Origin of the sequence: Phenylobacterium sp. (assembly GCF_044236515.1) — a bacterium.
GTDB lineage: Bacteria > Pseudomonadota > Alphaproteobacteria > Caulobacterales > Caulobacteraceae > Phenylobacterium.
The window spans coordinates 43,161-54,726 of record NZ_JBIIGK010000003.1 but is presented as its reverse complement, the minus strand read 5'-3'; the positions used below and the strand labels follow the sequence as shown (position 1 = coordinate 54,726).

At 69.6% G+C, this 11,566-nt stretch carries 14 protein-coding genes; all 14 read right to left on the bottom strand.

Features of this window, described 5'->3' with window-relative positions:
* Nucleotides 1-1,855 (bottom strand): DNA topoisomerase IV subunit A (gene parC / locus ACILRF_RS00835; protein ID WP_395670363.1); only part of this gene is annotated, 1,855 nt, incomplete at its 3' end.
* A gap of 59 nt (nucleotides 1,856-1,914) precedes the next feature.
* Nucleotides 1,915-2,331, bottom strand: a complete 417-nt coding sequence (locus tag ACILRF_RS00830; RefSeq protein ID WP_395670362.1) for a hypothetical protein — start codon at nucleotides 2,329-2,331, stop codon at nucleotides 1,915-1,917.
* Nucleotides 2,328-3,059 carry a DNA repair protein RecO gene (gene recO / locus ACILRF_RS00825; protein WP_395670361.1) on the bottom strand — a complete coding sequence of 244 codons (732 nt, stop codon included), beginning with the start codon at nucleotides 3,057-3,059 and terminating at the stop codon, nucleotides 2,328-2,330. Before recO ends, ACILRF_RS00830 begins: the two co-directional genes overlap by 4 nt.
* A 31-nt stretch (nucleotides 3,060-3,090) precedes the next feature.
* A complete protein-coding gene (gene era, locus ACILRF_RS00820) occupies nucleotides 3,091-4,026 on the bottom strand; it encodes a GTPase Era (RefSeq protein WP_395670360.1) in 936 nt (311 codons plus the stop codon).
* A complete protein-coding gene (rnc, locus tag ACILRF_RS00815) occupies nucleotides 4,023-4,739 on the bottom strand; it encodes a ribonuclease III (RefSeq protein ID WP_395670359.1) in 717 nt (238 codons plus the stop codon). Before rnc ends, era begins: the two co-directional genes overlap by 4 nt.
* A 1-nt stretch (nucleotide 4,740) precedes the next feature.
* Nucleotides 4,741-5,520, bottom strand: a complete 780-nt coding sequence (lepB, locus tag ACILRF_RS00810) for a signal peptidase I (RefSeq protein WP_395670358.1) — start codon at nucleotides 5,518-5,520, stop codon at nucleotides 4,741-4,743.
* 107 nt (nucleotides 5,521-5,627) lie between these two features.
* Entirely contained in the window at nucleotides 5,628-6,035 is a 408-nt protein-coding gene (gene acpS, locus ACILRF_RS00805; protein ID WP_395670357.1) for a holo-ACP synthase, read from the bottom strand.
* On the bottom strand, nucleotides 6,032-6,781 hold the full coding sequence (locus ACILRF_RS00800) for a pyridoxine 5'-phosphate synthase (protein ID WP_395670356.1): 750 nt from the start codon (nucleotides 6,779-6,781) through the stop codon (nucleotides 6,032-6,034). Before ACILRF_RS00800 ends, acpS begins: the two co-directional genes overlap by 4 nt.
* Nucleotides 6,778-7,362 (bottom strand): orotate phosphoribosyltransferase, encoded by a 585-nt coding sequence (pyrE, locus tag ACILRF_RS00795; protein WP_395670355.1) that lies wholly within the window; start codon nucleotides 7,360-7,362, stop codon nucleotides 6,778-6,780. Before pyrE ends, ACILRF_RS00800 begins: the two co-directional genes overlap by 4 nt.
* Nucleotides 7,363-7,398: 36 nt before the next feature.
* The gene (locus tag ACILRF_RS00790) at nucleotides 7,399-9,549 is read right to left on the bottom strand and encodes a RelA/SpoT family protein (protein WP_395670364.1); all 2,151 of its coding nucleotides are present in this window, start codon (nucleotides 9,547-9,549) and stop codon (nucleotides 7,399-7,401) included.
* Nucleotides 9,550-9,689: 140 nt separating this feature from the next.
* Nucleotides 9,690-10,049: a DNA-directed RNA polymerase subunit omega gene (rpoZ, locus tag ACILRF_RS00785; RefSeq protein WP_395670354.1), complete on the bottom strand. Its 360-nt coding sequence runs from the start codon at nucleotides 10,047-10,049 to the stop codon at nucleotides 9,690-9,692.
* 120 nt (nucleotides 10,050-10,169) lie between these two features.
* Nucleotides 10,170-10,505 carry a hypothetical protein gene (locus tag ACILRF_RS00780; protein ID WP_395670353.1) on the bottom strand — a complete coding sequence of 112 codons (336 nt, stop codon included), beginning with the start codon at nucleotides 10,503-10,505 and terminating at the stop codon, nucleotides 10,170-10,172.
* The gene (locus ACILRF_RS00775; protein ID WP_395670352.1) at nucleotides 10,502-10,921 is read right to left on the bottom strand and encodes a YciI family protein; all 420 of its coding nucleotides are present in this window, start codon (nucleotides 10,919-10,921) and stop codon (nucleotides 10,502-10,504) included. Before ACILRF_RS00775 ends, ACILRF_RS00780 begins: the two co-directional genes overlap by 4 nt.
* A 93-nt stretch (nucleotides 10,922-11,014) precedes the next feature.
* Nucleotides 11,015-11,548 carry a 2-amino-4-hydroxy-6-hydroxymethyldihydropteridine diphosphokinase gene (gene folK, locus ACILRF_RS00770; protein WP_395670351.1) on the bottom strand — a complete coding sequence of 178 codons (534 nt, stop codon included), beginning with the start codon at nucleotides 11,546-11,548 and terminating at the stop codon, nucleotides 11,015-11,017.
* Nucleotides 11,549-11,566 lie beyond the last annotated feature (18 nt).

Sequence of the window (11,566 nt, the reverse complement as noted above, 5' to 3'; positions counted from 1 at the left end):
TCGAAGCCAGCAGGCGTTTGACGCCCGGCTTGTGCGGGAAGACGTCGATGATGCCGACCTTGTCGTCGAGGTCGATCATCAGGCGCAGCGGCTCGCCGTGGCCGCGGGCGCCCGGCAGCTTGTCGCAGCCGAGGGTGAAGAACCGGCCGTCGGAGGCGAAGATCAGCAGCTTGTCGGTGGTCTCCGCCGGGACCAGGAAGGCGAGCTTGTCGCCCTCCTTGAACTTCAGCTCCGAGGGATCCTCGACACGGCCCTTGGCGGCGCGGATCCAACCGCGCTCGGAGAGGATGACGGTGATCGGCTCGCGGACGATCATCGCCTCGATGGCGGCGTCGGCGTCGACCTGCGGCGCGTCCGCGAAGATCGTGCGGCGGTCGTTGAGCTTGCCAAGCTGAACCTTGGTGTCCTTCAGGCCCTGGCCGACGAGTTTCCACTGCGCCTTGTCGGAGGCGAGCATGGCCTGGATGCCGTCGCGCTCCTCGGCCAGTTCGGCGTGCTCGCGGCGCAGCTCCATCTCCTCCAGGCGGGCGAGCTGGCGCAGGCGGGTGTTGAGGATGGCCTCGGCCTGAATCTCGGTGAGGGCGAAGGCCTCGATCAGCTTGGCCTTCGGCTCGTCTTCATAGCGGACGATGCGGATCACCTCGTCGAGATTGAGGTAGGCGATCAAGAGGCCGTCGAGGATGTGCAGCCGGGCCTCGATCTTGGCCAGGCGGTGGCGGGCGCGGCGGACCAGGACCTCGCGCCGGTGGTCGAGGAAGGCCTGCAGCGCCTGCTTGAGGTTCATCACGCCCGGGGTGCCGCGGGCGTCGAGGACGTTCAGGTTGACGCTGAAACGGGTCTCGAGGTCGGAGAGCTTGAACAGGCTCTCCATCAGCACTTCCGGCTCGACGTTGCGGCTCTTGGGCTCCAGCACCAGGCGAACGTCCTCGGCGCTCTCGTCGCGCACGTCGCCGAGCAGCGGCGCCTTCTTGGCGTCGATCAGGCCGGCCAGTTGTTCGACGAGATCGGCTTTCTTGACCTGGTAAGGCACCTCGGTGACGACGATCTGATAGGTCCCCTTGCCGAGGTCCTCCTTCTCCCAGCGGGCGCGGACGCGGATGCCCCCGCGGCCGGTTTCGTAGGTCTCCTGGAGGCTGGCCCGCGGTTCGACGATGACGCCGCCGGTGGGGAAGTCCGGGCCATGGACGTGCGCCATCAGCGCCTCGACCGAAGACTCTGGCCTGTCGAGCAGCAGCAGGCAGGCGTCGATCAGCTCGCCGGCGTTGTGCGGGGGGATCGAGGTCGCCATGCCGACGGCGATGCCCGTCGAGCCATTGGCCAGGAGATTGGGAAAGCCGGTTGGCAGGACCACCGGCTCCTCGTCGGCGCCGTCGTAGGTCGGCTTGAAGTCGACGGCGTCCTCGTCGATGCCGTCGAGCAGCAGCATGGCCGCCACCGTCAGCTTGGCCTCGGTGTAGCGCATGGCGGCCGGGTTATCGCCGTCGATGTTGCCGAAGTTGCCCTGGCCGTCGACCTGGGGATAGCGCTGGGCGAAGGCCTGAGCCATGCGGACCAGGGTGTCGTAGATCGATTGGTCGCCGTGCGGGTGATAGCCGCCCATCACCTCGCCGACGACCTTGGCGCACTTGCGGGCCGCGGCCTCGGGGTTCAGGCGCATCTCGCGCATGGCGTAGAGCACCCGGCGCTGGACCGGCTTCAGCCCGTCGCGGACGTCCGGCAGGGCGCGGTCGGTGATGACGCTGAGCGCATAGGCGAGATAGCGCCGCGACAGCGCCTCGGACAGCGGCTCGTCGATGATGCGGTCGGAGCCGGGGCCGGGTGCGTCGTCGGAGCCGGGCGGGATGTCGAGGGGCATAGGCGGAATCAACTTCGATTGGACGCGTCGAGCTTAGCGTGAAGCAGCGGGAATGCCGATCAGAACGGAAGCGGCGAAAGGTCCGGATCCAGCCAGCCGCGTCGGGCCTCGACGCTGAACAGCCGGGTGCGGGACCAGTGGGCGAGCAGCCAGTCGGATCGGCCGAACGGCCCGGCGAGAAGCGCTTCCAGCGCCTCGGCGCGGCTCAGGCGCGGGCGAGCCGCCAGCCAGGCGCGAGCGGCGCGGATCGATGCCTGGGTGATCGTCTCGTGATAGCCCTCGGTGTCGGAGTTCACGCCGCCGGTGGCCTCGTTGTAGGCGCGGATCAGGCCCGGCATGTCGCGCTCGGCGACGAGGTCGGGATGGGTGATGAGCCAGACGGCGGCGGCGAAATGGGCGGCATGGGTCCACTCGCCCTTGGGCAGGGTCCGGTCGCGCAGGCCGGCGCCGATGCGGTCGATCTCGGCTTCGGTCACAAGCGCCCCGCCTCGCTCAGGCGGTCGACGAGCCACAGGCGGGCGGGCGGCAGGGGGCGGTTGAGGGGGCCGAAGATGAAGGCCTCGAGGAAGTGGCCGGTTAGGTCGAGGCCGGCTTTCACGTCGCCTTCGCGCAGGCCCGCCTGGGCGCCGAGCAGGAAGGGCGGGAGGGTGAGCATGCGGTCCTTGTAGGGCTCGCCGGCCGCCCGGCTGACGGCGCGGCCGGTGCGGGGGCTGACGTAGACCAGGTCGTCGGTGGCGCCCGTGGCGGCGCATTTCGAGAGGTCGAGGCCGAAGCCAAGGTCCTGCAGCAGGCCAGCCTCGAAGCGGACAAACACAGCCGGCCAGATGTCCGGATGGACCAGGGCCTGGGTCAGGGCTTCAAAGGCGAGGTAGGCGCCGGGGTGGGGCTCGCGCTCGGGCAGGGCGCCGGCGGCGACGGCGGCGGCGGCGGCGAGGCCGGCGAGGGCTATGCGGTCGTCGAAGAGCGCGGCCGGCCCCTCGCCCACCGGCTCCAGGCTGGCCGAACCCAGCTGGTCGGAAACCCGGGCGCGGTAGCGGGCGACAACCTGGGCGCCCGGCTGGAGGAAGGGCTTGATGCGCCGCGAGCCGCCGCCCGCGACGTGGGCGGCCCAGCGGCCGTGATGCTGGGTGAGGAGCTCGACGATCGCCCCCGACTCGCCGTGAGCGCGGGCGGAGAGCACGAAGGCGTCGTCCTCGAATTCCATGGGGATGGCTTAGCACCCCCGGAACAGGGCGTCAGGCGTCGTAGTCGAGACCGATGTCGCCGTAGAACTCGCGCTTGTCGGCCCATCGTTCGTCGACCTGGACGTGCAGGAAGAGGTGCACGGGGCGGTCGAAGATGACGTTCAGCTCCTCGCGGGATTTCTGGCCGATCCACTTCAGGGTCTGGCCGCCCTTGCCGAGGATGATGGGGCGCTGGCTTTCACGCTCGACGTAGATGGTCTGCTCGATACGGGCCGAGCCGTCCTTGCGTTCCTCAAACTTGGTGGTCTCGACGGCGGCGGAATAGGGCAGTTCCTCATGCACGCGCAGATAGACCTTCTCGCGGGTGATCTCGGCGGCGAGGAGGCGGGCCGGGAGGTCGGCGGTCTGATCCTCGGGGTAGAGCCAGGGGCCCTCCGGCATCAGGGCGGCGATGCGTTCGCGGAGGTCTTCGACGCCGGAGCCGTTGGCGGCGGAAATCATGAAGACTTCCTCGTAAACGCCGGTTTCAAAGAGCTTTTGTGACAGAGCGAGGAGACTCTCGCGCTTGACCTCGTCAATCTTGTTGAGGGCGAGGATGACCTTGCGGCCGGCGGCCTTGAGGCCCTCGACGATGGACTCGACGTCCTGCGCCGCCCGACGGTCGGCGGGCTTGCCCTCGGGAGTCGCGGCGGCGAGTTCGGAGGCGGCGTCGACGAGGTGGACGACGGCGTCGGCGTCCTCGGTCCCACCCCAGGCGGCGCGGACCATGGCGCGGTCCAGACGGCGGCGGGGCTGGAAGATGCCAGGGGTGTCGACGAGGACGATCTGGGTCTGGCCGGCCATGGCGACGCCGCGCACCGGGAAGCGGGTGGTCTGCACCTTCTGGGTGACGATCGAGACCTTGGCCCCGACGAGCCGGTTGGTCAGGGTCGACTTGCCCGCATTGGGCGCGCCGATGATCGCGCAGAAGCCGGCGCGGGTGGTCAATGATCGTCTCCGACGGGCTCGGGGCCCTCGCGCTTGAGCAGCATCATCTGGGCGGCGGCCTTTTCAGCGTCCTGGCGCGAGCGGCCCTCGCCGTGTTCCGGCGCAAAGCCCTCGACCTCAACCGAAACGGTGAAACAGGGCGCATGATCCGGCCCATCGCGCGAAACCACGGCATAGCGCGGAAGGGGCAGCCCTTGCCCCTGCGCCCACTCCTGGAGCTGGGTCTTGGGGTCCTTGGAGCGCGGCTCGTCGAGGCGTGCGAACTCCTCGTCCCAGAAACGCAGGAAAAAGGCCCGGGCGCATTCCAGGCCGCCGTCGATATAGAGGGCGGCGATTAGCGCCTCGCAGGCGTCGCCGAGTACGGCGTCGGAGGTGCGGGCCCCGACCTTGGTGGCGGAGGCGCTCATCCGCAGAGCGTCGGGCAAGCCGCACCGCTTCGCCGCCCTGGCGCAGGCATGGTAGTTCACCAGGCTGGCGAGGAGACGGCTCATTTCGCCTTCCCGCGCGTCGGGATCGAGGGCCATCAGCCGTTCGGCGGCGCACAGGTTCAGGACCCGGTCGCCGAGGAATTCCAGCCGCTCGTTGTGACGCACCGACCTGGCGCCGTCGCCGACACTGGCGTGGGTCAGCGCGCGTTCCAGCAGGTCGCGGTCGCGGAAGGTGTAGCCGACGAGTTCCTCGAGCTCGGCGACCGCGGCGTTGCGGGCGTTCATGCTACTTCAGCGGATGGAAGAAGCGGCTCGGGCGGGCGGACAACACCCAGGTCCATGGCTTGAAGATCGAAGCGCCGCGGTGCCAGGACAGGAGGATGATCTGCGCCTTGCCGACGAGGTTCTCGGCCGGCACGTAGCCGACGCCGCCGGCCTCCATCGGCACGCGGCTGTCCTGCGAGTTGTCGCGGTTGTCGCCCATCATGAAGTAGTGGCCTTCCGGGACGACGTAGACCTCGGTCTGGTCGAGGTCGTGGGCCGGGCCGAAGTCGTCGGTCAGGTAGGTGCGGCCGCCGGGCAGGGTTTCGCGGTAGCGGACGATGTCCCGGGCGAAGCCGAAGCCGGAGTCCTCACGGTAGTTGCCGACCTTGTCGCGCTTCACTTGCTGGCCGTTGAGGTACAGCAGGCCGTTCTGCATCTGGATCCGGTCGCCCGGCAGGCCGACGACGCGCTTGATGTAGTCGGTGCGACCGTCGCTCGGCAGCTTGAAGACCACGACGTCGCCGCGCTGGGCCTTGCGCTCCAGGATCCGGCCCTCGAACAGGGGCGGGCTGAAAGGCGCGGAGTGTCGCGAGTAACCGTAGGAGTACTTCGAGACGATGATGTAGTCGCCCTCGTAGAGGTTCGGCTCCATCGATGCCGACGGGATGGTGAAGGGCTGGAAGAACAGAACGCGCAGGACGAGCGCGATAAGCAGGGCATAGACGACCGTCTTGATGACCTCGACGGTCTCGGCGAGTGCGCCGGTCTTCTCAGGATTATGGGCCTGCACGTTCTCGCTCATGGTCGTCCCTAGGTTGGGCCTGCCAGGCCCTTGGGGTGGCCTTGGTTACGCGCTGCATAGACCATCGGCAAGGTTGGCGCCCGTGAACTCGGTGTCACGCGGCAAGGTCAAGCGGCGGGCGCGGGGAGCGCCTCGATGATCACGAAGGCCTGGGCGTAGGGATGGTCATCGGTCAGCGACAGATGGATGTGCGCCGCCATGCCGGGCGGGGTCATCGCCTGGAGCCGCGCCAGCGCGCCGCCGGTGAGGGCCAGGGTCGGTTGGCCGGAGGGCAGGTTCACCACCCCCATGTCGCGCCAGAAGACGCCCGCCCGCATGCCGGTGCCGAGCGCCTTGGCGCAGGCTTCCTTGGCGGCGAAGCGCTTGGCGTAGGTCGAGGCCGGGTCCTGCTTGCGCTCGGCCTTGCGGCGCTCGAGGTCGGTGAAGACCCGTTCGCGGAACCGGTCGCCGAAGCGGTCGAGGCTGGCCTGGATGCGGCGGATGTCGGACAGGTCGGAGCCGATGCCGAGAATCACGCCCCGCGCGCCTCATCCATCAGCTCGCGCATCCGCTGGATGGCGGGGCCGAGGCCGATGAAGATGGCCTCGCCGATCAGAAAGTGGCCGATGTTGAGCTCGCGCAATTCGGGGATGGCGGCGACCGGCTTGACCGTCTCGTAGTCGATGCCGTGGCCCGCGTGGACCTCCAGGCCGAGGCAGTGGGCCTCGGCGGCGGCCGTCTTCAGGCGCTCGAGGATGGCGGCGGCCCCAGGCTGGCCCTCGCGCACGGCCTGGCAGTAGGCGCCGGTGTGTAGCTCGACGACCTGGGCGCCGACGGCCCGGGCGGCGGCAACCTGGGCCGCGTCGGGTTCGATGAAACAGGAGACGCGGATGCCGGCCTCGGTCATGCGGGCGACGACGGGCGCGATCGTGGCCTGGCCACGGACCACGTCGAGACCGCCTTCGGTGGTGCGCTCTTCACGCCGCTCCGGGACCAGGCAGGCGGCGTGCGGGCGGTGGGCGAGCGCGATGGATTCCATCTCCGGCGTGACGGCGCACTCGAAGTTGAGCGGCCGGCCCCGGCGGCGACAGATGGCGGCCAAGGCGTCGATGTCGGCGTCGGAGATGTGACGGCGGTCTTCGCGCAGGTGGGCGGTGATGCCGTCAGCGCCGACGGCCAGGGCGGCCTCAGCGGCGCGGACCGGATCGGGATATCCCTCGCCGCGGGCGTTCCGCACCGTGGCGACGTGGTCGATGTTGACGCCTAGCCGCAGGCGGCTCATTTGCCGAGCCTCTTGGAGCCCGGCTCCTCCGGCGGCAGGGCGGCAAGTTCCGGCGGGATCTCGTCCGTGGCGTAGGAGGGCACGTCGACCGTGGCCAGGGCCACCAGCGGCCAGCCGACCTCGGCGCGGCCGCCGGAGCGGTCGACGATGCAGGCGCAGCAGACGACCTGGCCGCCGGCCGCCTCGATCGGCTCGACCGCCTCGCGGAACGAGCCGCCGGTGGTGATCACGTCCTCGACGACGACGACCTTGGCGCCCGGGGCGATCTTGAAGGCGCGGCGGAGCCTGAACTTGCCCTCCTCGCGCTCGACGTAGATCGACGGCACGCCAAGGGCGCGGGCGACTTCGTAGCCGGGGATGATCGCGCCGACGGCTGGGGCGACGATGACGTCGGGCCTGCCGAACTGCGCCTCGATCTTCTCGGCCAGGGCGCGGCAGAGGCGCTCGGTGCGGTCGGCGTACTGGAAGACGAGGTTCTTCTGCAGGAACATCGGCGAGTGCCGGCCGGAGGCCAGGATGAAATGGCCTTCGCGCAGGGCGCCGGCGGCGCGGAATTCTTCGAGGACGTCTTCACTATTCATGGGATGTGAATAGGCGGCTTTTTGTGGCGCCGCTAGCTACCCCCGCACGCGATCCACGGTCTCGACGCTGGGGTTCGCGCGCAGGGCGGCGGAGATGTTGGTCAGGTGGCGGGCGTCATTGACGTCGACCTCGAAATCGACGTCGAAGAAGTCGCCGTGCTTGTAGTGCATCGAGAGGCCAACGATGTTGCCGCCGGCGTCGCCGACGATGGTGCACACCTGGCCAAGGACGCCCGGGGCGTTGCGAATCGTGGCGGTCAGCCGGGCGCGGGCAATGGAGTTGCGCTCGGCCTCCGGCGTCCACTGCAGGTCGCGCCAGAGGGTCTCGTCCTCTTCGTATTCGGCCAGCCGCTCGCAATCGATGGTGTGGACCGTCAGGCCACGGCCGTCGGTCTCCAGGATGCCGACGATGCGGTCGCCCGGCACCGGCGAGCAGCATTCGCCGAAGTGGATGCTTACGCCCGGGGTGAGGCCGCCGCCGCGGACATAGAGCTTGGCGGCCTTGCCCTCTTCGATGCGCTGGCGGGCGGTGGCGGCCTCGCGCTCGGCGGCCTTCAGGCCGGGGAACACCGCCTCCAACACCTGCGGCGGCAGGATGCGGCCGCGGCCGACCGCCTCGAACAGCTCTTCCTCAGTCGTCAGGGCGACGCGTTCGAGGGCGGGTCGCAAGGAGACGTCCTTGAGCGCCTTGCCGGCGGCGGCGAAGGTCTGGTCGACAGTGGCGCGGCCGAGGCGGGTGAACTCTTCCTTCTCGGTCTGGCGGATGTGCCGGCGGATGGCGGAACGCGCCCGGCCGGTGACGGTGAGCGAGCGCCAGTCAGGGGGCACCACCGGCATGCCGCCTCTGACCACCTCGACCACGTCGCCGTTCGACAAGGTGGTGCGCAGGGGCCGCAGCTCGCCGTTGATCTTCACGCCGATGCACGTGTCGCCGATGTCGGTGTGGACGGCGTAGGCGAAGTCGAGCGGCATCGCGCCGCTCGGCAGACTGACCAGCTGACCCTTCGGGGTGAAGACGAAGACCTGGTCGAGGAACATCTCGAGCTTGGCGTGCTCGACCAGTTCCTCCACGTCGCCGCCGTGCTCGAGCACCTGGACGAGGTGGCGCAGGTTGACCAGCGGGTCGCGACCGCCGGCTTCGCGCTGGGCCTCTTCGTCGAAGCCGTAGGACTGGTCCTTGTAGCGCCAGTGAGCGGCGACGCCCTCCTCGGCCACGCGGTGCATGGCCTCGGTGCGGATCTGCATCTCGATGCGCATGCCCTTGGGGCCGACGACGGTGGTGTGCAGGGAGCGGTAGTTGTTCCGCTTCGGCGTCGAGATGAAGTCCTTGAACCGCTCGGGCACGCTGGGCCAGGCGCGGTGGATGACGCCGAGCGCGCGGTAACAATCGTCCTCCGTATCGACCACGACGCGGAAGGCGTAGATGTCGGAGAGCTGGGAGAAGCCGATCGACTTGCGCTGGAGCTTTCGCCAGATCGAATAGGGATGCTTCTCGCGTCCGAAGACCCGGGCCGGGACTCCCGCCTGCTCCAGCTTGTCGGCGACCTCCTGGCTGACCAGGGAGACCGCCCCGCCCTGCTCTTTCCGCAGCACCTCGAGGCGGCGGTAGATGGCGTTGCGGGCGACCGGGTTCAGGTGCTCGAAGGCGAGCTCCTCCAGCTCCGAACAGATGCGGTTGACGCCGATCGAACGGGCCAGCGGCGCATAGATGTCCAGCGTCTCACGAGCAATGCGCTCGCGCTTGGCCGGGCTCTTGATGAAGTGCAGCGTCCGCATGTTGTGCAGGCGGTCGGCCAGCTTCACCAGCAGGACGCGGACGTCACGGGAGATGGCGAGGATGAACTTGCGCAGGTTTTCCGCCTGGCGCAGGTGCTCGGAGGAAAGCTCGAGCTTGGAGAGCTTGGTGACCCCCTCGACCAGTTCGCCGATCTCGGCGCCGAACAGCTGTTCGATCTCGGCGCGGGTGACCGGCGTGTCCTCGATCACGTCATGCAGCAGGGCCGTGACGATGGTCTCGGTGTCGAGCCGGTAGTCGGTGAGGATGCCCGCCACCTCGATCGGGTGGGCGAAGTAGGGGTCGCCGGACGCCCGCTTCTGCGCGCCGTGCATGCGCATTGCGTAGACGTAGGCGCGGTTGAGCAGCGCCTCGTCGGCGGTCGGGTCGTAGGAGCGGACCTTCTCGATCAGCTCGAACTGGCGAAGGAATTTCGGACGCGTAGTCGCAGGCTTCGCCGCGGGCGAGCCTGCGTCCTTGGTCTGGGCGTCCTTGGTCGGTGCGGCGGGTTCGGGCGCCGCAGGGGCAATCAGAGGGTCTGCGCCGTCGGGGCTCAGTACCGCTCCTCCTGACCGCCGTCACGGTCGCTCTGCAGGGCGCGAACCAGCTCAAGCTCGCTCATCTGCATGTGGGTTGGATCGGCGAGCAGGGCGAGGGTCTCGGCCTCTTCCTCGGCTTCCGAACGCTCGTCGACGCGTTGCAGGGTGCCGATCAGCGTCTCGCGCAGTTCCTCGGCGTCGACCACGTCCTCGGCGATCTCGCGCAGGGCGACGACGGGGTTCTTGTCGTTGTCGCGGTCGACCAGGATCTGGGCGCCAGCCGACACCGCGCGGGCCCGGTGCGCCGACAGCAGCACGAGCGAGAAGCGGTTCGGGACCTTTTCGATGCAGTCTTCGACGGTGACGCGAGCCATGGAGTCTCTCTGGGGGGAGGATAGAACCGGGGAAAATAGAGGGTTGAGCCCGATTGTGCAACGCCGCATGAGGTGCGGCCGATCTGCGGAAGCCCGGCGCAGGCCAAGCCAGCCCTCCCCCTATCCTCTCCGCCGCGCGGGGGCCGAGGAGATGATGCGGCGGGCGAGGCGCCCGGCGACGGCGGCGAGGGCCAGCCCCGGGCCGGCCGCCTCGGCGAGGCGGAGGGTGGCCAGGGCGGAGCCGACGACCAGGTCCCGGGGGCCGAGCGGGCCAGCGCCTTCCAGCCGGCCCACCAGCCAGGAGGCGCCGAAGGCGACGACGAACCACGACGCGCCCGCCGCCGCGAGGCCGACGAGAACGCCTGGCAAGCCGAACCGGAAGGTGAGCCAGGCCAGGGCCAAGCACTCGGCGGCGACGATGACCTGGAGCCAGACGGGCGCGTCGAGGACGCTCATCTCTTGCCGAGCACCCGATCGTGCTGGGCCTTCAGCTCGGGGGTGAAGGCGTCGCCGAAGTCCTCGATCTCGTAGAGGCGGCGGACCTCCAGTTGGAGCTGGTCGCCGCCGTCGCAGTGAGCGGGCCAGCGCTGCGCCCAGGCGAGGACCTGTTCGAGGCTGTCGGCCTCGACGAGGGTGTAGCCGGCGATCAGCTCCTTGGTCTCGGCGAAGGGGCCGTCCGTGACCAGGGGCTTGCCGCCCTTGAAGCTGACCCGCGCGCCATCGCGGCTGGGACGCAGGCCGTCGCCGCCGAGGATCTTGAGCTCTCGGCCCATCTCCTCGTGGTACTGCATCATGGCGGCGGCGAGTTCCTCGGTCGGGGCCATCCCGGCCTCGGTGTCCGGGTCCGCCTTGCGGATGATCATGAAGCGCATGGCCAATCTCCTTGCATCGGGCCCCGATGCGGCGCCCCGAGCCTAGGACGCGAGGCGCCCGACAGGCCCGACATTTTTTCTTCAGGCGGGTGTTCAGGTCGGATGGGCGTCGGGGCCGACGGCGGCGGCGGCGGCAAGGTCGAGGGCGGTGCGGTCGAGCACCGGATGGCGCCAGCCGGGCGCGACCTCGGCGAGCGGCCCCATGACGAACCGCCGCTCGTGCGCCCGCGGATGCGGCAGGGTCAGGCCCGGGCGGTCCAGCACGCGGCGGCCGAAGGCGACGAGGTCGAGATCGAGCGTGCGGGCGGCGTTGCGGGCCCCACGCTCGCGGCCGAGCTCGGCCTCCAGCGCGAGCAGGGTGTCGAGCAACGCTTGCGGCTCGCCCCTCGCCTCGACAAGGGCGATTCCGTTGCGGTACTCAGGCTGCATCGGGTCGGGCCAGGCGGCCGAACGCCACCAGCGCGAGCGCGCCAGGACCGGCAGGCCAAGGGCGGGCAACCGCGCCAAGGCCGCCTCCAGCAGCGCCTCGCACGAGGCGTAACCGCCCGGCAGGTTGCACCCGAGGGCCACCACCGCGGCGTCGTCCGCCTGCAAAGCTGGGATTGTCGCGCCGATGACGTCTTGCACCCCGCTTTCCTACACGCG